This window comes from Stenotrophomonas sp. GW821-FHT01H02A (assembly GCF_059422145.1).
On the sequence record NZ_JBWKWI010000001.1, the window covers coordinates 84,129 to 109,250 of the forward strand.

Here is a 25,122-nt window from a genome sequence, read left to right on the forward strand (position 1 = left end):
GTTACACCGGCGTCAGGCGCCACCCCTCTTCGGTTGCGCGCAGGGTGTGGGTCAGGCCAACCGTCTCCAGCAGCGCACTGTCGTGCGAGACGATCATCAACGTGCCGGTGTACTGGCTCAGCATCTGCTCCAGCGCGGTCAGCGAAGGCAGGTCGAGGTGATTGCCGGGTTCATCGAGCAGCAGCAGTTGCGGCGGCGTCTGCGCATACAGCACCGACGCCAGCGCCGCCTTCAACCGCTCGCCGCCGCTGAGCGTGGCCACGGGCCGCAGGCTGCGCTCGGCATCCAGGCCGAGCAGGGCAAGCTGCGTGCGCAGGATGCCTTCGCTGGCCAATGGATGCGCGCGCTGCAGCAGTGACAAGGCCGAGACGTCGTACGGCAGCAGCGTGAGTGACTGATCGAGCAGGGCGACACTGGCCGCCACCTCGACCTGCCCCGACAGCGGCGACAGCGTGCCCGCCAACACCTGCAGCAGCGTGGATTTGCCGCTGCCGTTGCGTCCCTGCACGCCGATCCGCTGCCCGCGCTGCACGGTGAGATCCAGCGTCTTCCACGGTGCCCGCACCCATGGCAGTTCGGCGCCGATCAGCTCGGCCACGCGCTGCGGTCCGGGCTGATGGATCACCGGCGCGAGCAGGGCAATCTCGATGTCCTGCTCCACCTCGCTGGCGGCCTCGCGTACCCGCGCATCCAGTTCGGTGCGGCGCTCGTTCTGCTGCGCCTGCCAGCGGCCGGCGCTGTGTTCGCTGCGGTTCTTCATGCCACCCAGCAGGATCGGCGCCTGGTTGGCGGTGCGCGCCTCGCGCGTGGCACGCGCCTGCCGGTGCGCCATGCGCTCGCGCTGATCGCGCTGCTCATCCTGCTGCTGGCGACGCTCGCGCTTGCGCAGGGCCAGCTGGGCGTCCGCACTGCGCCGCTCGTCCTGCTTCTGTCCGGCGTAGTGGTCGTAGTTGCCGCCGTACTGGCGCAGTCCGCCGGGGGACAGCTCGACGATCCGCGCCATCTGCCGCAGCAGTGTGCGGTCGTGGCTGATCACGATCAGGCCGCCGTGCCAGCGCTGCAGCGCTTCAAGCAGGCGCTCGCGATGGTCGGCGTCGAGGTGGTTGCTGGGCTCGTCCAGGATCAGCCCCTCGGCACCGGACAGGAACGCACCGGCCAGTGCGACCTGCATCGCCTGGCCACCACTGAGCGTGGCCGCCGGCTGCAGGGGATCCAGCGCGGGCAACCCGAGCAGGTGCCACTGTGCCTGCAGCTGCTCGCGCAGATCCCAGCGCTCACCCACGCAGCTGAAATCGTCGGGATCGATGCTGCCGGCTTCGATGCGGAGCAGGGCATCGAGCACCGCGCCGACCCCGGCAAGGTCGGCGATCCGGCCCTCGGGTACGCCGCTGTGTTGGCTGAGCAGGTGCACCGGCCCACTGCGCAGGATGCGGCCGGAGGTGGGCGCGAGATCCCCGCTGAGCAGACGTGCGAGCACGCTTTTGCCCACGCCGTTGCGCCCGACCAGACCGGTCGGGGTGCCGTCGAACGCGGCGGACAGTTCGGAAAACAGGACCCGGCCGTCAGGCAGGGTATGCGTCACGCGATCGAGCGTGAGAGCGAATGCGGTCATGCGACCTCCATTGGATGCCAAAGACTCCCCTCCTGCAGATCAGGCGGGTGGAGACTGGCCGTCAGACGACGGCGGCATCAATGGCGCATGTAGGCCTACCTCGGCAACAAAGGCGGCTGGCTGCCGCGCGGCCAGTATAGAACCGCCCGGCCGCAGGCCGATGAACGCCGCCTGCTCAGCAGCTCACGCCGGTCAGCCGCGCGCTGATGAAATCGATGAACACCCGCAGCTTGGGCAGCACGTGGCGGCCCGAGGGCCACAGCAGGTAGAACGTGCCACAGGCATGGATGCGGTCGGCCATCACCCGCTGCAGGCGGCCGTCGGCCAGCGCCTCGCGCACCGAGTGCTCGGGGATGTAGGCGATGCCGCGCCCGGCCATCGCGAAGGCCAGCCGCGCTTCGATCGTATTGCTGACCATCGAGACCGGCAGGGCCAGCGGCGCGGCCCCCGGGGTCTGCGGCAGCGGCCACGGCTCCAGCTTGCCGCTGCTGGGGAAGCGGTAGTGCAGGCAGTCGTGCTGCAGCAGGTCCTCGGGCACCCGCGGGGTGCCGCGGCGGGCCAGGTAGTCCGGCGAGGCCACCAGATAGCGCGGGAACACGCCGAGCTGACGGGCGCTGAGGCGCGAGTCGGTCGGCTCGCTGACCCGCAGCACGGCATCGAAGCCTTCCTCGATCACATCCACCAGGCGGTCATCGAAGTCCAGCTCCAGGCGGATGCCCGGATAGGCGGCCATGAACTCGGTCAGCAGCGGCAGCGAGATATCGCCGACCAGCGGCAGGCTCACCCGCAGCACGCCGGTCGGCGCTTCGGTCTGCTGCACCAGCTCGTCACGGGCGGCGTCGCGCTCGTCGAGGATGCGCCGGCAGCGCACCAGGAAGCGCTCGCCTTCGGCGGTGAGGGTGATGCTGCGGGTGCTGCGGTGGAACAGCCGCACGCCCAGTGCCTGCTCCAACCGCGACACGGTCTTGCCGGCGGCCGAGGCGGAGATGCCGAGCATGCGGCCGGTTTCGACGAAGCTGCGGGTGTCGGCGACCTGCACGAAGGTCTGCAGGTTGCCGAGGTTGTCCAAGGCTGACATGGGGACTGGCACCGGGGGAAAGCGGGCACTGTAGCGGTCGGCAGGCCTCGTGGGGGCAGGCGTGCAGGCATTGGCCCGCAACGCTGCGGTGCGCGGGGGCGTTTCCCGTGCGAGCGCTTGCGGGGAGGGCGCTTCGACGATTGGGGACGCCAGGGTCCGGAATGTGCGGAGCGGCACCCCGCTGTTTCGGTGCGCGTTCACGGCCTACCGTGGCGCTCCCTCACTTCCCGGCACCCCCATGTCCTCCCTCCCTGACCTCATCGATCCCACGCGCCTGCCGGATGCGGTAGCTACGCCGGTGCAGCCATGAGCGGGCACGCGGTCGATACCACCGCGGTGCCGCTGCCCGATGCCGCGACCCGATTGCCGCTGGGCGGGCTGCTGGCACTGGCCTGCGCGGGCTTCATCACCATCCTCACCGAGGCGCTGCCGGCTGGGTTGCTGTCGCCGATGAGCGCCGATCTCGGCGTGAGCCGCGCGCTGGTCGGGCAGCTGGTCACCATCTACGCACTGGGTTCTCTGGTGGCCGCCTTGCCGATGACCGCGCTGACCCGGCGCTGGCCGCGCCGCCCGCTGCTGCTCACCGCGATCGCCGGGTTCGTGGTGGTCAACACCATCACCGCGCTGAGCCACCACTACGGGGTGATGCTGGTGGCGCGCTTCTGCGCCGGCATCAGTGCGGGCCTGCTGTGGTCGCTGGTGGCCGGCTATGCCAGCCGCATGGTGGTGCCGCAGCTGCAGGGCCGGGCGATCGCGGTGGCGATGGTCGGCACGCCGCTGGCCCTGTCGCTGGGCATCCCGGCCGGCACGCTGCTCGGCCAGACCATCGGTTGGCGCTGGGCGTTCGGATTGATGTCGCTGCTCAGCGTCGGCCTGCTGGTGTGGGCGCGGCTGGCGCTGCCGCCGCTGCCAGCCCCGGGCGCGGCAGCGCAGCAGCCGTTGGGCAAGGTGCTGCGGCTGCGCGGCATGCGTACCGCGCTGCTCACGATGTTCCTGTACGTGCTGGCGCACAACGTGCTCTATACCTACATCGAACCGTTCGCGGCGCTGTCCGGCGCGGCGGCGTGGCTGGATCGCCTGCTGCTGGTGTTCGGCGTGGCCGCGCTGGTCGGCATCTGGATCACCGGGTTGCTGGTGGATCGCTGGCTGCGCGAACTGGTGATCGCCAGCACCGTGGCGTTTGCGTTGTCGGCCGTGGCCTTCGGGCTGTGGCCCGGCTCGCCGTGGGTGCTGGTGCTCGGCACGGTGGTGTGGGGCGTGTCCTTCGGGGGCGTCGCCACGCAGTTCCAGACGGCGGTGGCACGCCGTGCCGACGAGGCCGGCGACATCGCGCAGTCGTTCGTGGTCACCGGCTGGAACCTGGCCATCGCGCTGGCCGGCATCCTCGGCGGCGTGATGCTGGAAACCGTGGGCGAGCGCTGGTTGCCGGCGGTGCTGCTGGTGCTGTTGCTGGCTACGCTGGGGGTGGTGCTGCGCCAGCCGCGCGCCTGGGCACCCAGCGTGCACTGAGCCCAGTCGCCGCGCACGGCAAGCCCGGTCGCGATGCCCGGCGCTATGCTGGGGTCGGGTATCGCGATGGGAGCAGCAGGTGCGTAACGGAGTCCTTCTAAGTGGCGTGCTGGCATTGCTGTGCCTGGCCGGTATCGCACACGCGGCCGAGCCGGATCGGCGCATTGCGCTGACCATCGACGATCTGCCCTGGCAACGGCTGGACGAACGCGCCGAGCCGGAACTCGCCGCCCGGCATGCGCAGCTGATCGCGGCCCTGAAGCGGGCCGACGTGCCGGTGGTGGGTTTCGTCAACGAGGTCAAACTCGAGGTGGATGGACAGGTGCAACCGGCGCGGGTGCAGATGCTGCGCGACTGGCGCGATGCCGGTTTCGAACTGGGCAACCACACCTTCGGGCATGTCGATCTGCATGCGATCGGGCTGGCCGCCTACGAGCAGGACATCCTGCGCGGCGAGGTGACGTTGCGGCCATTGCTGGCCGAGATCGGGCGGGCACCGCGCTGGTTCCGGCATCCCTACCTGCGTGCGGGGCAGTCGCCGCAGGAACGTGCCGCGCTCGGGGCATTCCTGCAGCAGCATGGCTACCGGGTCGCGCCGGTTACGGTCGACAACAGCGAATGGATCTGGGCGTTCGCCTACGATCATGTGCGCGATACCGACACCGACCCGGTCGTGCGTGAGGCCCGCCTGCGCCAGCTGCGCCGTGGCTACGTGCCGTACATGCTCAACAAGCTTGACTACTACGAGCAGCAGGGCCAGCAGCTGCTGGGCCGGTTGCCCGCACAGGTGTGGCTGATCCACGCCAACGCGCTCAGTGCGGACTGCGTGGAGGAACTGGTCGCGGCCACCCGCCGGCGCGGCTATCGTTTCGTTTCGCTGGAGGCGGCACTGCAGGATCCGGCCTATCAGCATGCCGATGGCTACAACGGCGCCGGTGGCATCAGCTGGATCCAGCGCTGGGCGATGGCCGAGCACAAGCCGACGGCCTTCTACGCGGGCGAGCCGCCGGTTCCAGCCTGGGTGATGACGCTGGCCGGACTCGACGCGGAATGACGCGACGGCTCAGGCCGCGGTGTCGCTGTTCGGGTTCTGCATGTCTTCGCGGGCTTGCCCGTACTGCTGCTTGCGCTGCTGGTGGAAGGCGATGAACTCGGCCGGGGCCAGTGCCTTGGAGAACAGCCAGCCCTGCCCGAATTCCACCTGGCGTGCCTGCAGATAGGCCAGCTGTGCCGGGGTTTCCACGCCCTCGGCGACGGTGAACAGGCCCAGCGTCTTGGCCATGTCGATGATGTGCGAGGTGACCGGGCTGGTGGCGCTGTCGGTGCCGATCGCATCGATGAACGATTTGTCGATCTTCAACGCATCCAGCGGCAACTGCTGCAGGTACTGCAGGCTGGAATAGCCGACGCCGAAATCGTCGATCGCCACGCAGTGCCCCATGCGCCGTGCATTGGCCAGGCTGGTGCGCGCGCGGCGGACGTCGATGAAGCCGCGCTCGGTCGCCTCCAGCCAGATCTGCTGCGGGTGGATGCCGGTGCCATGCAGTTTGCTGGACAGCACCTTCAGCGCCCGGCCGCTGCTGACATCCTGGGCCGACAGGTTGATCGCGATGTGCGCGGTACGGTCCTGCACCAGCAGCTCGCGCATGTCGGTGATCACGTGGTCGATGACCTGGTCGGTCAAGGCCTCGATCAGGCCGGCCTCTTCGGCCAGCGGAATGAACAGGTCCGGCCGCACCAGCGTGCCGTCGGGACGGCGCCAGCGCACCAGGGATTCGGCCCCCACGCAGATGCCGGTGTCCAGCTCGATGATCGGCTGGTAGTGCATGAAGAACTCACGCCGGCGCACCGCCGTGGCCAGCTCGCCACGCAGCGACAGCCGCCGCCGCGACAGCCAGACCACGCCGCCGATCATCGCCAGCGCGCCGAGCACGCCCAGCGGGATGAACTGCCCGATCTGGTGGCGGAACGCGGCGACCAGGTCGGTGCGCGGTGCCATGGCGATCGCCAGCCACTCCTGGTCCTGCGCGCTGGCATAGAGCGTCTGGCCTTCCAGGCCGCTGGCCGGCTCACGCAGCAGGCGGCGCAGCAGGGCGTCGTCGGGGATGTCCTGCTGGGCGATCAGGCGCCCATCGGGGCTGGCCACCGCCAGGCGCACGTTGGGGTCGACGATCACGTCGATCAGCCGCGCCGGGTCCATGAGGATGTCGTAGCGGCCCAGTTGCAGGGCCAGCAGGGGCTGCTGCGGGGTGCCGGCAAGCGGCCGGATGTCCAGCGAGACGCCGGCGCCCTCGGCGGTGACATAGGCCGGCGGGCGCTGGATGATCTCCGCCTCCATCGGGCCCCAGGACGTGCAGACCAGGCGGCCGTTGTCGAAGTACCCGATCTGCTCGGCCGAGTGCGTGCGCATCACCAGGCTGCGCATCAGCTGCAGGTGCTCGGGTGAGCAGGGCACCAGCGTGCTCTGGTTGAGCTCGTGCAGGGTGGTCAGCGCCGTCTCGTAGGCACGGTGCGCGCGCTGCAGGGTGCGCTCGGCGGTGGTCTGCAGCCGCACCTGCTCGGACTCGCTGGCGCGGCTCCAGGTGAAATAGAACACGGTGGCGATCGGCACCAGGGCGCCGAGCAGGGCAAGCACTACGGTGGCGGCAATGATCCTGGCGCGGTTCAAGCAGACCTCGATGCCCTGGCGGGGAAGGGGTTCACGGCAGCGGGCGGTCCTGCCCCCGCGTGGCCCGGGAGCCCTATATGACCATCAGCGGGCACGGATTGGAACCGCCGGGCGCGAGCAGCGCAGCCTTGTCGCGATTCCCGGCTCCAGATCACGGCGATTCCGTCATTCGATCGCGTCGGGCAGGGCACCCCCGCAGCCCTGCGAACGGCCGCGAAGACGACTGGCGCAACGGCTCGCAGAGGTCTATGTTCGGACGCTTCGCCCCTGCCGACGCTGCCCCATGACTGATCCTGCCGCCCCGCCGGAACACCTCCGGCGCAGCCTCTCCAACCGCCATCTGCAGCTGATCGCCATCGGCGGTGCGATCGGCACCGGTCTGTTCATGGGCTCGGGCAAGACCATCAGCCTGGCCGGCCCGTCCATCGTGCTGGTCTACCTGATCATCGGTGCGATGTTGTTCTTCGTCATGCGCGCGATGGGTGAGCTGCTGCTCTCCAACCTGCAGTACAAGTCCTTCATCGACTTTTCCACCGACCTGCTCGGACCGTGGGCCGGGTTCTTCTGCGGGTGGACGTACTGGTTCTGCTGGATCATCACCGCCATTGCCGATGTGATCGCCATCGCGGCCTACGCGCAGTTCTGGTTCCCCGGGCTGGAGGCATGGAAACCGGCGCTGCTGTGCGTGGTGTTGCTGCTCAGCCTCAACCTGGTCACGGTCAAGCTGTTCGGCGAAATGGAATTCTGGTTCGCGCTGATCAAGATCATCGCGATCTGTGCGTTGATCATCACCGGCTTCGGGCTGGTGGCCTGGGGCTTTACCGCACCCTCCGGCCACGTGGCTTCGTTCTCCAACCTGTGGAACGACGGTGGCGTGTTCCCGATGGGCATGGCCGGCTTCTTCGCCGGCTTCCAGATCGCGGTGTTCGCCTTCGTCGGCATCGAACTGGTCGGTACCACCGCCGCCGAGACCGCCGATCCGGAGCGCAATCTGCCCAAGGCGATCAATTCGATCCCGGTGCGCATCCTGGTGTTCTACGTGCTGGCGCTGATCGCGATCATGGCCGTCACCCCGTGGCGTGAGGTGGTGCCCGGCAAGAGCCCGTTCGTGGAGTTGTTCGTGCTGGCCGGCATTCCCGCCGCGGCCAGCCTGATCAACTTCGTGGTGCTGACCTCGGCGACCTCGTCGGCCAACAGCGGCATCTTCTCGACCAGCCGGATGATGTACGGCCTGGCCGAAGAGGGGCACGCACCCAGTGCGTTCCGGCGGCTGTCGCGCGCGGCGGTGCCGGCCCTGGGGCTGCTGTTCTCCTGCATCTGCCTGCTGCTGGGTGCGATGCTGATCTACCTGATCCCGAACCTGGTCACCGCCTTCACCCTGGTCACCACGCTGGCCGCGGTGTTGTTCATGTTCGTGTGGTCGCTGATCCTGTGCTCCTACATCGTGTATCGCCGCAAGCGCCCGCAGCTGCACGCCGCCTCGGCGTTCAAGATGCCCGGTGGCGTGGTGATGTGCGGCGTGTGCCTGGCCTTCTTCGCCTTCGTGCTGGTGCTGCTGACCCTGCAGCCGGATACGTTGTACGCGCTGGCGATCAGCCCGCTGTGGTTCGCCCTGCTCGGCCTGGGCTACGCCGGCAAGCGCCTGCTGGCCCGCCGCCACTGAGTCAGCGCCGGGCCTGCCGTCGTGCAGGCCCGGTATTCACCTTCGGTTCGCGCCCCTGGCCGGATCATCGCGCCGCACCCTTCCGTGCCCACGATCCGAGCCCGATGCATCCGACCCTGCCTGCCGCGTTGGCCCTGTTGTCGTTGCTGTTGCCTGGCCAGGCATCGGCGCGCACGGTCTATCGCTGCGTGCAGAGCAACACGGTCAGCCTGGCTACCGCACCCGAGCCGGGCTCCAGGTGCACCCCGCAGCAGATCGACGACAACGCCGTGCAGACCCCCAACCTGTGGGGCAACATGGGCGTCTTCAGCGGCACCCTGTATGAGCGCGAACAGGACGGCGCGCTGGTCTACTCCACCCGCAATCTGCCCGGCTCGCGTGTGTTCCTGAAGTTCACCGTCGCCACCCCACCGGGTGAACCGGCGCACGAGGGGCTCGGCAAGGTCGGCACGCCGCAGTTGAACCGGCATGCCAAGCAGTTCAAGGCCGCGGCCAAGGCCACCGGGGTGGACGATGCTTGGCTGCGTGCGATCGCCCACGCCGAAAGCGGCTTCGATGCCGGCGCGATCTCGCCCAAGGGCGCGCAGGGCGTGATGCAGCTGATGCCCGATACCGCCACCGAGTACGGCGTGGCCGATCCGCTTTCAGCCGAGCAGTCGATCAGCGGCGGCGCGCGTTACATGAAGGCCTTGCTGCACCGCTACAAAGGCGACCGCGTGCTCGCGGCCGCGGCGTACAACGCCGGCATCGGCGCGGTGACGCGCTACAAGGGCGTGCCGCCGTACGCCGAGACCCTGGCCTACGTGGAGAAGGTCAGTGCGCTGTATGTGCGCTATCGCGAGGCGATGGGGTTCAAGCTGGAGACGCCGGCCAAGTAGGCCGCTGCCTCAGCGCGACGACCCCGGGCCGAACAGGGCGTGGCGCTCGCTGCGGCCGACGCGGTTGAGTGCGGCCTGCACATCCGTGCGACCGACCACCTGCCGCCAGCGCCGATCGCGCTCGGCGTCGCCGGGCAGCGAAGGCACGGTCAGCAGGTGCTGCATGGACATCAGTGCCTCGCTGCGGTGCTCGGTGGACTGCAGGCGCGCGATCAACTGGGCGGCGGCCTGGTCCAGGGCATTGTCCTCAAGCAGGGTTTCCACCACGTAGCCGTCGGCGATCTCCTGATGATCGTTCAACCAGCGCTGGGCGCGGGCTGCCTGCTCGGTGTCGCCAAGCTGGCGTGATGCAATGAAGCGCACCCATTGCTGCACGGCCTCGCCATAGGGACTGAGGTAGCTGCCGGCCCTGTCGATGCTGTCCAGCGCCGCGCGCGGCTGCAGCAGCGAGGCCTGCCACGCGGCCAGGTTCAAGCGCTGGCTGATGTTGGTCACGCCCTCCTCGTGGAAGGCAGCGGCGGTCTCCAGCGTAGCCAGTCCAGCATCCGCATCGCCAAGGCGGCGCTGTGCAATGGCGCGGTGGTTGAGCAGCCAGGCGATGTCACCGGACCGCTCGAAGCTGCGCGGCAGGCGGGTATCGGCCGCTGCGCTGGCGATGCGGTCGGTCAGCGCAAGCACCTCCTCATGCCGCCCCAGCGCCAGCAGCGTTTGGCTCATCTCCACCAGTTTGGCGCTTTCCTCCGGTGCCAGCAGCGTGCCCACGCGCAGTGTGTCGAGATCACGCTGCGCGGCCTGCACCGGATCGAAGCGTGGGCTGTCCCGGTCGATGAAGCGATCAAAGCGCTTGTCCACGCGCAGCGCCAGGATCGCCATCGGTCCATCGATCCGTTCCAGGGTCGCAGCGACGCGCTCGTCCTGGCCGCTGTCGATCTGCAGGATCGCCAGCTGCGTCCAGAAATGGGTGGGTTCGATATCCTCCGGCTTCCAACCTCGATCGAACAGGATCTGCAGGAATTCGCGGAACTCTCTGTCGTGGCCCCGCAGCTGCTGGCCCAGTGACCCGGCCATGGGGATGCTGACCTGGGGCAGGAACTGGCCGGACAACTGCAGCGAGCGGGTGATCAGGCGCACACTGTCCACATGGCGGCCGTCTTCGCCATCCAGCGCGCCCAGCAGGTAAAGCACGCGGGGCTCATCGGGTGCCAATTGCCGCGCGCGGTCCAGATACGTGCGCGCCGTCGGGTACTGGCGACTCTCCAGCGCCATCCAGCCGGCCATCACATAGGCCTCGATCCGGTCGGTCTCCGGAATGCCCACCAGCGCAGGCTCCGCCAGCAGCCGCTCGAATGCGATCAGTGCACCCAGCGTGTCGCCCTGGTCGCCTTGTTGAATGGCCTCGTCGAGTGTGTCCTGCAGCGCTTGCACCTGCGGGTTGCCGGCAGGCGCGCGGGTATCCACCGTGGCCTGCACCGGTGCGGCACCGGCCAGTGCCAGTGCGATCAACAGGGCGATGCGGTGTCTTGGCAGCTGCAGCATGCGGGCCGTCCTTCCGTGGCGTGGGCCCTGATTGGAACCCGGCAGGGCGGGGCGGCACAAGCATTGCGCATACGATCCACCCGGCAGGGTTTGCAGACGGGCAGGCAGCCTTTATCGTCGTGCCCTTCGAACCACAAGGATGGCAATGGGACGCTACGCATGGGCAGGGATGATCGCGGTGGCTACCGCTGCGGTGCTGGCATGGACCTTCCTGCGTGAACCAACGATGCCCGCCTCGCCGCCAGGTCCGCCGCCCACCGTGCTGGGCTGGTCGCCGCGTATCGACAGCATCGCCGGCGACGGGATCGGCGGCAGCGCCGAAGGTCCCGGCACCCAGGCACGCTTCGCCGATCCGTACGGACTGGCGGTTGACGCGCGCGGCGTGGTCTACATCGCCGATGCCGGTGACAACAACCGCATCCGCCGCCTGCATCCCGACGGTCGTGTGGACACTCTGGCCGGGCAGGGCGAGGGCTGGCGCGATGGCGCCGCCCTGCAGGCGCAGTTCAATACGCCGTCCGGTCTCGCGCTGGATGCAGTCGGCAACCTCTACGTTGCCGATACCGGGAACCATGTCATCCGTCGTATCGCGGTGGACGGCACGGTGAGCACGCTGGCCGGCGATGGCCAGCGTGGGTTCGTCGATGGCCCGGTCGCGCAGGCGCGCTTCGATGGGCCGATGGGGGTGGCCGTCGATCCGGCTGGCCGTGTCTACGTGGCCGATACCTATAACGACCGCATCCGTGTGATTGAACCCGATGGACGGGTGCAGACCGTCGCCGGTGGCGAGCGCCCCGGCCTGGTCGATGGCATCGATGCGGCCACCCGCCTGGATACGCCGGTGGCGCTGGCACTGGATCCGCACGGCAACCTGCTGATCGCCGATCTGTTCAACAACGCGATCCGCCAGCTCGCCCCGGATGGCACGCTCAGCACCCGCGTCGGCGATGGTGGCCTGCTCAGTGGCCCGCTGGCGCTGGCGGTGACCCATGACGGAGTGGTCTACGCCAGCGACATCAATGGCAAGGTGGTACAGATTTCGGCCCAGGGCCATCAGCTGGCACTGGCGGGTGTGCCACCGCAGCCACGCTTTGCGCGGCCGAGCGCGCTCGCGCTGGATGCCGACGGCGGGCTGTATCTGGCCGACGCCGCGTCCTACCGTGTGCACCGGCTGCGTGCGCTGGCCGCGGGCCAGCCTGCGCCGCCGGCACTGATCGGCCCGGCGCCGGATGCGCCATTGCCCGAGACCGGCGGCCGATGGCCACTGGCCCCGCAGGACGGGTGGCACGAAGTGGTTGGGACGCTGGGTGAAGTGCGCGGGGACTTCAAAGGCGAGAGCCGGCACCATCTGCATGGTGGGTTCGACATCCGCGGCGATGTCGGCCAGCCGGTGTTGGCGATCGCCGATGGCAAGGTCGATACGCCGTTCGCGGCGTGGTCGGTCGGCGGCCAGGCCGAAGGCCTCTCGCTGGGCCGGCTCAAGTACATCCACATGAAGGTCGGCCGCGACCCGCGCGATCGTCCGTTCGATCCGCGCTGGCAGCAGGTGTTCGGCGAGGACGGCAAGCTCGAACGCATCCGCGTGCGTCGCGGCACCCGTTTCGCCGCCGGTGAAACGCTGGGCAGCATCAACCGGATGGCGCATGTCCACCTGAGCGTGGGCGCCAGCGGCTTCGAGCGCAATGCGGTGGCGCTGGGCTTCACCGGTTACGCCGATGCGTTCGCGCCACGCGTCACCGAGGTCGCCGTGCTGGACGATCTGGACCAGCCGATCACGCCGGGTGCCGACGGACGCGTCGCGATCCCGCGCGAGGGCCCGGGCGTGCAGATCGTGGTGGAGGCGTGGGACCAGGTGGACCGCAATCTGCCGCGGCGACGGCTGGGGCTGTACCAGGTCGGCTACCAGGTACTGGATGCGCAGGGCCAGCCGCTGGCCGGCTACGAGCAGCCGCGCTACACCATCGTGTTCAACCGGATGCCGCGCGAAGACAGCGCCACGCGCGTGGCCTACGCGCCGGACAGCGGCATCACCGTGCATGGCAGCGCGGTCACCCGGTTCCGCTATCTGGTCACCAATACCGTGCGCGATGGGTTGGTCGAGACCGGCCGCTGGCAACCGGATGCGTTGCCGGCCGGTGAGTACGTGCTGCGGGCCAGTGCGCGCGACTACAGTGGCAACGAAGCGATCGGCCCGCGCGATCTGAAGATCACCTTGCTGCCCTGAGCCGCGTCAGGCGCCGACGCGCGCGCGCTCGGCGTCCATGTCGGCCAAGGGGCGCACCTCGATGCTGCCGAAGCGCGACCACGGGAACTGCTGCGCGATGCGCATCGCCTCGGCGTGGTCGGGGGCGTTGATCAGGTTGAACCCGGCCAGCAGTTCGTGGGTCTCGGCGAACGGACCGTCGGTGATGCGGGTCTGGCCCTGGCGCACCCGCAGCGTGCGTGCGCTGTCCACCGGCTCCAGCTTCTGGGCCAGCACCAGCGTGCCCTCGGCCTGCAACCGGTCGGCGTGCTGCAGGCAGTCGTGCATCAGGCGGTCGTACTCGTCGCCGGGCACGGCCTGCAACAGGCCCTCGTCGATATAGATCAGCAGAAGAAATTGCATGGCCGGACCAGGGGTGGGCGGGGGAATCCGCATGATGCCCCAGCCCGCGGCCGTGGCGTGTTGCAGCGCCGCAGCGCGGCCCTGTTCAGCGATGAAAAAATAATTCGTCGGCCGTGTCGATTTCCGTCCCCTTGGCACGTTGTATCCAGTGAACGGCCCGGGTTCCGGGCTGGCCTACAGGAGCACTCCGTGAAAGTCATGGTACTGGTCAAGGCAACAGCGGCCACCGAGGCCGGTCAACTGCCCACCGAGCAGGAGATCCGCGCCATGGGCGCCTACAACGAGCAGCTGGTCCAGGCCGGCATCATGCTGGCTGGCGAGGGCCTGCACCCGACCTCGCGCGCACGCCGCGTGGCCTTCAGTAGCGAAGCGGCGCGGGTGATCGACGGCCCGTTCGCCGAAACCCGCGAGCTGGTCTGCGGGTTCTGGCTGTGGCAGGTGCGCTCGCTGGACGAGGCCACCGAGTGGCTCAAGCGCGCGCCGTTCGCCGCCGGCGATGTGGTCGAGCTGCGGCCGATCCTCAGTGCCGAGGATTTCGGCGCGGCCTTCACCCCCGAATTACAGGCGCAGGAACAGCGTCTGCGCGACCAGATCGGCGCTGCCGACTAATCCACCCCGCATCCCTGGAGCATTCCCATGAAACTGATTCCGTTCCTCGGCTTCAACGGCAAGACCCATGAGGCCATGGCCTTCTACGCGCAGGTACTTGGCGGCAAGGTCACCTCGGAGATGAAGTACCGCGACATGCCCCCCATGGAAAGCCAGGAGGGCTGTGGCGAGATGCCGCCGGAGACACTGGACCATGTCGCGCACAGCCAGCTGGAAGTGGGGTCGGCGATCCTGATGGCCGCCGACGGCCCGTCTCCCGATGGGCAGGGCAGCACCACGATCAACATCGATGTCGACTCGATCGAGGAGGCCGAACGCGTGTTCAAGGCGCTCGCCGACGGGGGCGAGATCAAGATGCCGATCACCGAAACCTTCTGGGCCCATCGTTGGGGCTTCCTGATCGACCGTTACGGCAAGCCGTGGATGGTCAACTGCATGAAGCAGCCCTGATTCTTTCGTACAACAGGAACCATCCACATGACCAACGCTACGCAGCAGATGATCTTCGTCAACCTCCCGGTGCGCGACCTGGAGGCGTCCAAGACGTTCTTCGCCGCCCTGGGATACACCTTCAACCCGACCTTCACCAATGAGAACGCAGCCTGCATGATCATCAGCGACAGCATCTTCGTGATGTTGCTGGTGGAGACGTTCTTCGCACAGTTCACGACCCAGCCGATCAGTGATGCGCGCCGTCAGACCGAGGTGATCACCTGCCTGTCCGCGCAGAGCCGCCAGGCGGTCGACGGGCTGGTGGACAAGGCGCTGAAGGCCGGTGCCCGCGAGCCGCAGCCGGCGCGCGATTACGGTTTCATGTACCAGCGGGGCTTCCAGGACCTGGATGGGCACCTGTGGGAGATCGCGCACATGGACGGCGAACCGGGGTGATGGCACGCCGCGGTGCGGCTTGTGCGCCGGCCGCACCGGTGCTCTGATCGGCCGCATGGATACGGCACTGACGCAACGACTGGAGACGATCTGGCGCATGGAGTCGCCAGTGTTGACCGCCCGCCTGACCCGCCTGCTCGGCGGCGATGTCGGCCGTGCCGAAGAGCTGGTCCAGGACACCTGGCTGGCCGCGCTGGAGCGCTGGCCCGGCCAGGGCGTGCCGGACAACCCCGGAGCGTGGCTGATGACCACTGCGCGCAACCGCGCCATCGATGTGCTGCGCCAGCACCAGCGCGTCGCCGGACAGCACGCGCAGTACGGCAGTGAGCTGGAGCCGCTGCCATTGCCGGCGCCGGACGACAGCGACGCGCTGGAAGACGACATCGGCGATGACCTGCTGCGGCTCATGTTCGTCGCCTGTCATCCAGTCCTGGCCGCCGACGCGAGGGTGGCGCTGACCCTGCGCCTGCTCGGCGGACTCACCACCGATGAGATCGCACGTGCCTTCCTCGCGCCGGAGCCGACCATCGCCCAGCGCATCGTGCGCGCCAAACGCACGTTGGCACAGAAGCAGGTCCCGTTCGAAGTGCCGCGCCAGCCAGCATTGCCGGACCGCTTGGCCTCGGTACTGGAGGTGGTCTACCTGATCTTCAACGAAGGCTATGCGGCCAGTGCCGGTGATGACTGGATGCGCCCGGCCTTGTGCGATGAAGCGCTGCGGCTCGGCCGCGTACTGGCCAGCCGCCTGCCGGGCTGGCCGCAGGTGCACGGGCTGCTCGCGCTGATGGAGTTGCAGGCATCACGGACCGCCGCACGCACGGATGAAACCGGTACGCCGATCCTGTTGCCTGACCAGGACCGCACGCGCTGGGACTGGCTGCAGATCGCGCGTGGCCAGGCCGCCCTGCAGCAGGCGGTGGCGCTGGGCGGCGGTGACGATCCCTATGCGCTGCAGGCCGCCATCGCCGAGTGCCACGCACGCGCTCGCCGCGCCGAAGACACCGACTGGGCGCGGATGACCGCGCTGTACGCACGCCTGGCGCAGCGGCAGCCCTCGCCGGTGATTGCGTTGAACCATGCGGTCGCCCTGTCGCGGGCGCAGGGCGCGGCGGCCGCATGGCCGTTGGTCGACGCACTTGGTGACGATGCGCGGCTGCGCGACTACGCGCCGCTGGCCGCGGTGCAGGGTGACCTGCTGGCCCAGCTGGGTCGCCACGCGGAAGCGCGCGCGGCATTCGAGCGCGCGGCCGCGCTGACCGCCAACGCACGTGAGAAGGCGATGCTGCTGGCCCGCGCCGCGGCTGTGTAGACCGGCACTGCACCGCGCGGCGGCTCTGGCCTACACTCGGGCGATTGTCGGTCAGTCATGAGGTGCAGCGTGAAGCGTGTGGTAATCAGCCTGTTGGCGTTGTCGGTGTCGTCGGCCTTGATGGCCGCCACCCCCAAATTCGATGGCGCGCGGATCTCCGCGGACGTCAAGGAACTGGCGTCGGATGCCTACGAGGGTCGCTCGCCGGCCACCGCCGGTGAAGAGAAGACCATCGCCTTCCTGAGCAAGCAGTTCGCGGCGGCCGGCCTGCAGCCGGGCGGCGACCTCAAGGATGGCAAGCGCCTGTGGACCCAGGCCGTGCCCCTGCTCAAGGGCGATATCGTCGGCACCCCGAGCCTGTCGCTGAGCAGCAAGGGCACGCCGCAGACCCTGAGCCAGGGCAAGGAAATCGCCGTGCGCGCCGCGATGAACGGTGCCAGCGACGTGGACATCAAGAATGCGCCGCTGGTCTTCCTCGGCTACGGGGTCAAAGCCGCCGAGCGCAACTGGGACGACTTCAAGGGCGTGGACCTGAAGGGCAAGATCGCCGTGGTGCTGATCAACGACCCGGATTTTGAAACCGGCCAGGGCGACTTCGACGGCAAGGGCATGACCTACTACGGTCGCTGGACCTACAAGTACGAGGAAGGCGCGCGCCAGGGTGCCCTCGGCGTGCTGATCGTGCACGAGACCGCGCCGGCCTCGTACGGCTGGGCCACCGTGGCCGGCTCCAATACCAACACCATGTTCGATGTGGTCCGCGACAACCCGGCCGAGGCGCATCCGCTGCTGGAAGGCTGGATCCAGCGCGATCTGGCGGTGGAACTGTTCAAGCGCTCCGGCCTGGATTTCGAAGCGCTCAAGAAGCAGGCGCAGACCCGCGACTTCAAGCCGGTGGAGCTGAAGGGCGAGACCTTCTCGGCCAAGTACGCGGTCAAGACCGAGGTGATCACCTCGCACAACGTGGCCGCGCGCCTGGAGGGCAGCAAGCATCCCGACGAGACGGTGATCTACAGCGCGCACTGGGACCACATCGGCGTGGGCAAGCCGGACGCGACCGGTGACACCATCTTCAACGGCGCGCTGGACAACGCCAGCGGCACCGCTTCGCTGATCGAGCTGGCCCGTGGCTTCGCCAAGGGCAAGCGTCCGGAGCGATCGGTGCTGTTCCTGGCCGTGACCGCCGAGGAAAAAGGCCTGCTGGGTTCGGAGTACTACGCCACCCACCCGCTGTACCCGCTGGGCAAGACCGTGGCGCTGATCAACATGGACGGCATGGCGCCCTTCAGCCCGTCGCGTGACTTCGGCATCTATGGCTCGGCCAAGCTGGAACTGCTGGACCAGCTCAAGGACGTCGCCAAGGGCTGGGACATCCGCTACACGCCGGACCCGAAGCCGGAAGCCGGCCTGTTCTTCCGCTCCGATCACTTCCCGTTCGCCAAGCGCGGCGTGCCGGCGGTGTCGTACTCGGCGGGCCAGGACTGGGTGGACGGCGGTGTCGCGGCCGGCAAGGCGGCGTCGGACGACTACACCGCCAAGCGTTACCACCAGCAGGGCGACGAGTGGCAGCCGGACTGGACCTTTGCCGGTGCCTCGCGCGACCTGGAAGTGCTGTACACGCTGGGCAACCAGCTGGCCAACTCGCGCGCCTGGCCGAACTGGAGCGAAGACTCCCAGTTCCGCGCCCCGCGTGATGCCAGCGCCGCGGAGCGGAAGTAGTACCGGCCGCTGGCCGGCAACTCGCTTGACTGAGCGGAAATGTGGGAGCCGGCCGCTGGCCGGCGTCCCCTGCTGCACGGCCGGCAGACAACGCAGCCGGCCAGCGGTCGGCACAACCACTGGCCACAGAGCGGCTTCATCCCGCCAAACCCCGCCTTCGTCGCATGCCGCTTGTTCCCGCTCGCGGCAGGGCTATGCTCGCCTCACTCCTTACGTGATGACGCCGCCGTGTTCGCCAGCCTCGCTCTGATCCTCCGCATCCTGTTGGCCTGGGCCGCCGCCATCATCGTGGCGGGGTTCGTCTGGAGTGGCATCTTCAGCGGCATGAACGATGGCCCCGGCTGGGTCTTCGGGTTGCTGGCCCTGTTCGTGATGGTGACCGCGGTGGGCAGCTGCATCACCCATATCCGTCGGGTCTGGCTGGTCGCCGGGCGGTTGGATGCCACTACCCTGTCCAGCCGCCAGCGCCGCCAGATCGAGCTGCCGATGGATGCTGGCCCGGCGTTCGCCCTGGTCGAGGCGGCCATCGCCGAGCTGCCCCGGGTGGAGGACATCGAAAGCGCGCCCGGCAGCCTGCAGGTACGTGCCTATGTGCGCCGCGTGGACCCTTACAACGGCCGCCCGCCGTCGCGTTGGAACCTGCCTGCGCGGCTGGCGATCAAGCGCAACAGCGTACTCGCCACGGTCACGCCGGGGCAGGGCACCAGCAGCGTGACCCTGCTGTTCGAACCCGATGCCGGGGTCTGGGCCGACCTGCTGGCGGTGGACGAAGGCAGCAACCACGAGAACGCCGAAGCGGTCAGCCGCGCGATCACCCGCCGGGTGGCCGAACAGCGCCGCGACGAGCAGGCCGCCGCCGAGCAGACCGCGACCGAGAAGGAACTGTCGGTCGCCAAGCTCAACCTGCTGCACGCCCAGGTCGAGCCGCATTTCCTCTACAACACGCTGGCCAACGCGCAGGTGCTGACCCGCACCGATCCACCGCGTGCCGACCAGATGCTCGGGCACCTGATCCAGTACCTGCGCAGTTCGCTGCCCAGCGTGGAGGAGTCGATGTCCACCCTGGGCGTGGAGCTGGAGCGCACCCAGGCCTACCTGGAAATCCTCAAGATCCGCATGGGCGCCCGCCTGGCGCTGCAGGTGGATGTGCCGCCGGCGCTGCTCAGCCTGCCGCTGCCGTCGATGGCACTGCAGACCCTGGTCGAGAACGCGATCAAGCACGGCCTGGAACCCAAGCCCGGCGGCGGGACGGTGTGGATCATCGCGCGCGCGTTCGAGGACCATGTCACCCTCACCGTGGCCGACGACGGCCTGGGCTTCGGCCAGGGCAGCAGCGGCACCGGGATCGGCCTGAAGAACCTGCGCGAGCGCCTGCGCCTGACCTGCGGTGAACGCGCCGGCGTGGCGATCGTGTCCAACTTCCCCAGCGGCGTGGCGGCGACGATCACCCTGCCGCGCGACGCACGCGAGGCGATCCATGCTGCTTGATGCGCTCATTGCCGAAGACGAAGACCTGCTGCGCCAGTCGCTGGTCGCCCAGCTGCAGCGGTTGTGGCCGGAGCTGCAGCTGGTGGCCGAATGCGAGGATGGTGCCAGCGCGCTGGAGCGCCTGGCCGAGCTGAAACCGGACCTGGCCCTGCTCGACATCCGCATGCCCGGCATCACCGGTATCGAGGTGGCCCGCGCGCTGCCGGAGATCAGTCCGCGCACCCAGGTGGTGTTCGTCACCGCCTACGACCAGTACGCCATCGACGCCTTCGAACAAGGTGCGATCGACTACCTGCTCAAGCCGGTCAGCGATGAGCGCCTGCTGGCCACGCGCGAGCGCATCCTGGCGCGGATGCAGCTGGGTCGGCCGGACAGCGGCATGCTCGAACAACTGCTGCAGCGCCTGGGCCAGCAGCCGGCCGCCGCCTCGCGCACACCACCGCTGGCCTGGATCACCGCCAGCAACGGCCGCGACACGCAGCTGATCATGCTCGAAGACGTGATCTACTTCCGCGCCGACAGCAAATACACCACCGTGGTCACCGAGCAGGGCGAAAGCCTGCTGCGCACCTCACTGCGCGAACTGCTCGATGCGCTCGATCCGCAGCGGTTCCGCCAGATCCACCGCTCCACCATCGTCAACATGAAAGCGGTTGCCGCGGTCACCCGCGATGACACCGGCCGCGGTCAGCTGCGCTTGAAGCACCGCACCGAAGTGCTCAATGTCAGCCAGCCGTTCATGAGCCTGTTCCGCGGGATGTAATGCGCCCCTTCTTTCGTCTGGAGCCTGCCATGCGTATCGCCGTTCTCGCCAGTCTCTGCGTGCTGGTGCTGGCCGCTTGCCAGCAATCGAGCAATACCTCCGTCACCCGCATCCGCGCCAACGGCGTGGATACGCTGTACAGCAAGACCACCGTCGACAACGGCGTGGCCAGCTTCGCGTGCATCGCCAGCAGCAGTGGCCACTGCCACCATCTGGTGCAGGACGCGCGCTGCGGCAAGGACACGGCCTGCACGTATCCGCCGCTGCACCGGTTGGCGGTGGGCAAGACCGAACAGATGGCCGGGCTGCCGGCCGGCTTCCAGCACTGCGTCAGCGTCGTCCAGAAAGAACAATGCCACCGTGAGTGATCACGGTGGCATCGTGGCTCCCCCCGCTTTTCAGTAGGGTCAGAACGCCGGCTGCAGATGCAGGTTGGTGCCGTTGGGCTGCTCGCCGACGTGGTTGAGCTGGCCGACCAGTTCGGTGTGCTGCTTCATCCGGCCGATCTCGCGCATGATGCGGATGTCCTCGTGGCGCAGTTCGCGCTTGGCGCTCACGGCCTGCTTGTAATCCAGGACTTCCGGATAGTGCTGGGCCATGTCCAGCGCCTCGGCCACGCACTCCACGGTATCGGCATCGGAGGTGATCCGGGCGCGGCTGTTGAACGCCTTCATCCAGCGCTCGAAGCCGGCGGTGTGATCGAACATGTTGGCCATGAACCAGATCACGAACAGGATCGAGACCCAGGAGCCGAACACGATCACTACGCGGGTGAAGGTGATATGGAAGTCATCCTTCCACAGGTAGTTGCTGATCAGGCCGAGGATGAGCAGCGAAGACGCCTGCCAGCCCACGATCGAGGCCATCAGCCATTGGCCCTTGGCTTTGGCGAGCACCGCGACTTCTTCGCGGATCTGCTGTTCACTCTTGTTACGCCAATGCGCGACCTGTTTTTCGAACGGGCTGCTGTACAGCTCGTTGTCCTGCAACAGCAAACCCAAACCTTTGAACAAAGCGATCATGACGAGCTCCTTCTGGAACGTGCGGCAGCGCATTGGACGACGTTGTGGCGCATCCAGTTCTAGCACTTTCACGGCGCTTGGCAATGGGCAAGACGCAAAGATCCGGCGTCATTCCTGCCTGAATGGGCAAACCTGCAGCGGAATTGCGCACTGCGGCACGCCTTTCGTGGGCTAAATAGGCTGCAGGCTGGCATGCCTATGCTGCATTCGCACAATCCCCAGGCCGGCCCACCCGCTGCCTCGCCAGCCCGCCGGAGATCACGCAGAATTGACGCATCCGCGCAAACCGCGGTCCGCTCCGCCCCCGGTACTGTTGATGTCCTCCCTGCTGCGTTCGCTTGCCCGACCCGCCACCGCCCCGATCCGCCGCTGGGTGCTGGGCGCCTTCCCCCGCGGCCAGAGCGGGATCGATTACGACCATCCGCTGGGCGACCCCGGCTGGTTCGGCCCGGACAGCATCACCTGGCGCGTGCATTCCGAGTTCCCCGGCATGCTTGCCGGCGGCCTGTGCGCCCTGATGCTGCAGACCCTGCACCCCCTGGCCCTGGCCGGTGTCTACGACCACTCCAACTTCCGCGATGACCTGGTCGGCCGCCTGCGCCGCACCACCGCGTTCGTCGCCGGCACTACGTACGCACCGACTGCGGAAGTCGAGGCCCTGATCGCCAAGGTGACCCGCATCCATGCACAGGTACGCGGGCACACCGCCGACGGCCGCGCGTATTCCGCCGACGATCCCGCGTTGCTGACCTGGGTGCACGTCACCGAAGCCTACGGCTTCCTGCAGGGCTGCCGACGCTATTGCCGCGACGTGCCCACCGCAGTCGCCGACCGGTATTACCGCGAGTACAAACGCGTGGCCGAAGCCCTCGGTGCCATCGATGTACCGGCCTCGGAAGCGGAGGTGGACGCGTACTTCGTGCAGCAGCAATCGCATCTGATGTTCGATGCACGCTCGCGCGAGGTGCTGGCGGTGTTGTCGGGCATCCGCCTGCCGGTGCCGGTGCCGATGGCGGGTCTCTCGCGCGAGTTGTTCCTCGGCGCTGGCGCTGCGTTGCTGCCTGACTGGGCGACGGCGATGATCGAGCGCACGCCGATGCAACGTGCGCAGTCGCGGGCGGCCGCGGTGATGCTGAAAGGCATGGCGCCGTTGTTCCGGCGTGCGCTGCAGGATGGCCTGGCGACGCGGGCATGCACGCGGATGGGCGTGTCGGCTGGGGTGCTTGCTGATTGGCCTTGAAGCGGTGAATCGCGAGCGGCCGTGTCCGCCCAAGCCAGCGCAACCGCAAACCAAAGCCGTTGCTCTGCTCTGTCTTGCTCGGCTCGCTCCGCTACGGCTCTACGGCCCTGGACCTCTCAGAAAGCAAAGAAAAACGGGCGCCGAAGCGCCCGTTCTCTCATCTCAGCAAAGTGCGACGCACCAACTCACCACACCTTGACCCGCTTCTCCGGCGCCAGATACAGCTTCTGGCCTTCCTTCACCTCAAAGGCCGGATACCACGCATCCAGATTGCGCACCGTCAACGCACGGAACTGCCCCGGCGCATGCACATTCGTCAACAGCGAATTACGCAACGCCTGCTCACGCGCCTTGCTCCGCCATGCCTGCGCAAAGCCCAGGAAGAACCGCTTATCCGGCGTGAAGCCCTCCAGCGTCTGCCCCGGCTTGCCCTGCAGCGACAACTGGTACGCATCGTACGCCGTCGACAGACCCGCCACGTCCGCGATGTTCTCGCCCAGCGTCAAACGACCATTCACCGACACCCCCGGGAACGGACTGTAACTGCTGAACTGCGCCGCCAGTGCATCGCCGGCCGCGTTGAACTTCTTCAGATCTTCCGCCGTCCACCAGTTCTGCAGCTTGCCCGTCTCATCGAACAACGCACCCGCGTTGTCGAACCCATGGCTGATCTCATGGCCGATCACCGCACCGATCGCACCGTAGTTGACCGCATCGTCGGCCGCGCCATCGAAGAACGGCGGCTGCAGGATCGCGGCCGGGAACACCAGGCGGTTTTCCAGTGGCACGTTCATCGCATTGATGGTCTGCGGCAGCATCGCCCACTCGCTGTGGTCGACCGGCTTGCCCAGCTTGGCGATGTTGCGGCGGTACTCGAACAGCTCCGCACGCTCGGCATTGCCCAGCGCGTCATCGCGCTTGATCTCCAGGCCGCTGTAGTCGCGCCACTTGTCCGGGTAACCCATGCCCACGGTCAGGCCATTGACCTTGGCTTTGGCGCGCGCCTTGGTCTGCGGCGACATCCACTCCAGTGCGTCGATGCGCTTGGCGAACGCGGCGATGATGTTCTTGGCCATCTCGTCCGCACGCGCCTTGGTGGCGGGATCGAAATGACGTTCGACATACAGTTTGCCGATCGCCTCGCCGACCGCGTGGTTGCTGTCATCCACCGCGCGCTTCCAGCGCTCGCTCTGCTGCGGGGTGCCGTTGAGCGTGGTGCCGTGGAAGGCGAAGCGCGCATCGGCGAACGACTTGGGCAGGTACGGCGCGGCTCGATCCAGGGCATGGAAGGCCAGGTAGTCCTTCCAGACCTCCAGCGGCTCGGTGGCGACCAGACGCGAAATGCCGGCCACGGCCTTGGGCTGCCATACGATGAAGTCCTGCTGGGCGTCCAGGCCGGCCGAGGCCAGGAAGGCGCTCCAGTCCATGCCCGGCGCCTTGGCGCTCAGGTCGGCCTGCTTCCAGGCGTTGGCGCCCTTGGCGACGTCGTTGGTCTCTTCCTGGGTGGCGTGGGCCTGGGCGATCTTGGTCTCCAGCGCGACGATGCGCTGCGCCTTGGCCGCCGGGTCGGCGACGCCGGCCAGCTGCAGCACCTGGGCGATGTAGGCCTGGTACTGCTTGCGGATTTCGGCCATGCGGCCGCCTTGCAGGTAGAAGTCGCGGTCCGGCAGGCCCAGGCCGCCCTGCACCAGGTACGGCGCGGTGCGGTCCGGCTGCAGCAGGTCGACCGAGACCCACACGCCGAACAGGCGGTCGGTGTAGAAGTTGGTGGCGTTGAGCAGGTCCACGTCGGCGCGCAGCGTACCGCCGAGCGCGGTGGCCAGCGCGGCCTTGTCGCTGATCCCGGCGATGGCGTCCAGTTCCGGCTTGACCGGGGCGGCGCCGCGCGATTCGATGCCGGTCTCGTCCATGAAGGCGGCGTAGTAATCGCCGATCAGCTTGGCCTCGCCCTCGGCCTTGGTGTCGGCCGCGGCGCCTTCAAGGATGGCGCGGGTGTCGGCCAGGGTCTTTTCGGAGATGACGTTGAAGCTGCCGTAGCTGGAGCGGTCGGCCGGGATCTCGGTGTTCTTGACCCAGGTACCGTTGGCGAAACCGAAGAAGTCATCGCCGGCGGCGATGCTGCGGTCCATGCCGGCGGCGTCGAAACCGAAGCTGCCCAGCTGCGGCTTGGGCGCGGCCGGTTCGGCCGGGGCCGTCTCGGGTGCGGCCGCGGCCGGCGCAGGGGACTCGCGGTTGCAGGCGGCCAGGCTCAGCGACAGGCTGGCGGCAATGGCGAGCATCAGGGTGGGGCGGCGCAGCTTGGACATTGAGCTTCTCAGCGACGGAAACATCCAAGTCTAATCCTGTCCCGGGCGCGCGGTTATGCCGGCTTCGGCGGCATCGGGTACCGGGTGTGCCCGTCTCCCGGATTCACCGATGTGAACCCCCGCCCCGGTGCTTCCCGAGCCGCGCGCGCTGGTGCATGCTGGGCCGCCACGGATTCCGCGCGCGCCGGTTGGCGCCCGTGTGACGATCAAGGCGTCAAGAATCCCGGGC

Annotated in this window: 21 protein-coding genes; 14 read left to right on the forward strand and 7 right to left on the reverse strand. The window is 68.1% G+C overall.

Going from position 1 to position 25,122, the window contains the following annotated elements; all coding sequences use genetic code 11:
- Position 1: 1 nt before the first annotated feature.
- Positions 2–1,612, reverse strand: a complete 1,611-nt coding sequence (locus tag AC07WC_RS00410) for an ABC-F family ATP-binding cassette domain-containing protein (protein WP_495208303.1) — start codon at positions 1,610–1,612, stop codon at positions 2–4.
- A 175-nt stretch (positions 1,613–1,787) separates the two neighbouring features.
- Positions 1,788–2,690, reverse strand: a complete 903-nt coding sequence (locus AC07WC_RS00415; protein WP_495208304.1) for a LysR family transcriptional regulator — start codon at positions 2,688–2,690, stop codon at positions 1,788–1,790.
- Between the two features lie 306 nt (positions 2,691–2,996).
- Here AC07WC_RS00415 and AC07WC_RS00420 point away from each other — a divergent pair, with 306 nt between their 5' ends.
- Both AC07WC_RS00420 and AC07WC_RS00425 read left to right on the forward strand, forming a co-directional pair.
- A complete protein-coding gene (locus AC07WC_RS00420) occupies positions 2,997–4,199 on the forward strand; it encodes an MFS transporter (RefSeq protein ID WP_495208305.1) in 1,203 nt (400 codons plus the stop codon).
- 79 nt (positions 4,200–4,278) lie between these two features.
- A complete protein-coding gene (locus AC07WC_RS00425; RefSeq protein ID WP_495208306.1) occupies positions 4,279–5,253 on the forward strand; it encodes a polysaccharide deacetylase family protein in 975 nt (324 codons plus the stop codon).
- 9 nt (positions 5,254–5,262) lie between these two features.
- Here the strand turns inward: AC07WC_RS00425 and AC07WC_RS00430 are convergent, their stop codons facing one another.
- Positions 5,263–6,867 (reverse strand): EAL domain-containing protein, encoded by a 1,605-nt coding sequence (locus AC07WC_RS00430; RefSeq protein ID WP_495208307.1) that lies wholly within the window; start codon positions 6,865–6,867, stop codon positions 5,263–5,265.
- Between the two features lie 283 nt (positions 6,868–7,150).
- Here AC07WC_RS00430 and cycA point away from each other — a divergent pair, with 283 nt between their 5' ends.
- Both cycA and AC07WC_RS00440 read left to right on the forward strand, forming a co-directional pair.
- Entirely contained in the window at positions 7,151–8,530 is a 1,380-nt protein-coding gene (gene cycA / locus AC07WC_RS00435; RefSeq protein ID WP_495208308.1) for a D-serine/D-alanine/glycine transporter, read from the forward strand.
- A 104-nt stretch (positions 8,531–8,634) separates the two neighbouring features.
- Positions 8,635–9,408: a lytic transglycosylase domain-containing protein gene (locus tag AC07WC_RS00440; protein WP_495208309.1), complete on the forward strand. Its 774-nt coding sequence runs from the start codon at positions 8,635–8,637 to the stop codon at positions 9,406–9,408.
- 9 nt (positions 9,409–9,417) lie between these two features.
- Here AC07WC_RS00440 and AC07WC_RS00445 read toward each other — a convergent pair whose 3' ends face one another.
- Positions 9,418–10,944, reverse strand: coding sequence for a hypothetical protein (locus AC07WC_RS00445; RefSeq protein ID WP_495208310.1), 1,527 nt, complete (start codon positions 10,942–10,944; stop codon positions 9,418–9,420).
- A gap of 145 nt (positions 10,945–11,089) precedes the next feature.
- Here AC07WC_RS00445 and AC07WC_RS00450 point away from each other — a divergent pair, with 145 nt between their 5' ends.
- Positions 11,090–13,168 (forward strand): gluconolaconase, encoded by a 2,079-nt coding sequence (locus AC07WC_RS00450; protein WP_495208311.1) that lies wholly within the window; start codon positions 11,090–11,092, stop codon positions 13,166–13,168.
- A gap of 6 nt (positions 13,169–13,174) precedes the next feature.
- Here AC07WC_RS00450 and AC07WC_RS00455 read toward each other — a convergent pair whose 3' ends face one another.
- On the reverse strand, positions 13,175–13,549 hold the full coding sequence (locus AC07WC_RS00455) for a YciI family protein (protein ID WP_495208312.1): 375 nt from the start codon (positions 13,547–13,549) through the stop codon (positions 13,175–13,177).
- Between the two features lie 189 nt (positions 13,550–13,738).
- Here AC07WC_RS00455 and AC07WC_RS00460 point away from each other — a divergent pair, with 189 nt between their 5' ends.
- From AC07WC_RS00460 to AC07WC_RS00495, 8 genes are all read left to right on the forward strand, one after another.
- Entirely contained in the window at positions 13,739–14,158 is a 420-nt protein-coding gene (locus AC07WC_RS00460; protein ID WP_495208313.1) for a YciI family protein, read from the forward strand.
- A 27-nt stretch (positions 14,159–14,185) separates the two neighbouring features.
- Positions 14,186–14,608: a VOC family protein gene (locus AC07WC_RS00465; protein ID WP_495208314.1), complete on the forward strand. Its 423-nt coding sequence runs from the start codon at positions 14,186–14,188 to the stop codon at positions 14,606–14,608.
- A gap of 27 nt (positions 14,609–14,635) precedes the next feature.
- Positions 14,636–15,046, forward strand: a complete 411-nt coding sequence (locus AC07WC_RS00470) for a VOC family protein (RefSeq protein WP_495208315.1) — start codon at positions 14,636–14,638, stop codon at positions 15,044–15,046.
- Between the two features lie 55 nt (positions 15,047–15,101).
- Positions 15,102–16,355 (forward strand): RNA polymerase sigma factor, encoded by a 1,254-nt coding sequence (locus AC07WC_RS00475; protein WP_495208316.1) that lies wholly within the window; start codon positions 15,102–15,104, stop codon positions 16,353–16,355.
- 69 nt (positions 16,356–16,424) lie between these two features.
- On the forward strand, positions 16,425–18,074 hold the full coding sequence (locus AC07WC_RS00480) for a M28 family metallopeptidase (protein ID WP_495208317.1): 1,650 nt from the start codon (positions 16,425–16,427) through the stop codon (positions 18,072–18,074).
- Positions 18,075–18,302: 228 nt separating this feature from the next.
- Positions 18,303–19,562 carry a sensor histidine kinase gene (locus tag AC07WC_RS00485; protein ID WP_495208318.1) on the forward strand — a complete coding sequence of 420 codons (1,260 nt, stop codon included), beginning with the start codon at positions 18,303–18,305 and terminating at the stop codon, positions 19,560–19,562.
- Entirely contained in the window at positions 19,552–20,325 is a 774-nt protein-coding gene (locus AC07WC_RS00490) for a LytR/AlgR family response regulator transcription factor (protein WP_495208319.1), read from the forward strand. The genes AC07WC_RS00485 and AC07WC_RS00490 overlap by 11 nt, the downstream gene beginning before the upstream one ends.
- A gap of 29 nt (positions 20,326–20,354) precedes the next feature.
- Positions 20,355–20,693: a hypothetical protein gene (locus AC07WC_RS00495; RefSeq protein ID WP_495208320.1), complete on the forward strand. Its 339-nt coding sequence runs from the start codon at positions 20,355–20,357 to the stop codon at positions 20,691–20,693.
- A gap of 39 nt (positions 20,694–20,732) precedes the next feature.
- On the opposite strand, the gene AC07WC_RS00500 is transcribed toward AC07WC_RS00495, so the two are convergent.
- Entirely contained in the window at positions 20,733–21,347 is a 615-nt protein-coding gene (locus AC07WC_RS00500) for a hypothetical protein (RefSeq protein WP_026070179.1), read from the reverse strand.
- 316 nt (positions 21,348–21,663) lie between these two features.
- Between AC07WC_RS00500 and AC07WC_RS00505 the strand changes: the two genes are divergently transcribed.
- Positions 21,664–22,587, forward strand: coding sequence for an oxygenase MpaB family protein (locus AC07WC_RS00505; RefSeq protein WP_495208321.1), 924 nt, complete (start codon positions 21,664–21,666; stop codon positions 22,585–22,587).
- 185 nt (positions 22,588–22,772) lie between these two features.
- On the opposite strand, the gene AC07WC_RS00510 is transcribed toward AC07WC_RS00505, so the two are convergent.
- On the reverse strand, positions 22,773–24,893 hold the full coding sequence (locus AC07WC_RS00510; protein ID WP_495208322.1) for a M13 family metallopeptidase: 2,121 nt from the start codon (positions 24,891–24,893) through the stop codon (positions 22,773–22,775).
- Positions 24,894–25,122: the final 229 nt, after the last annotated feature.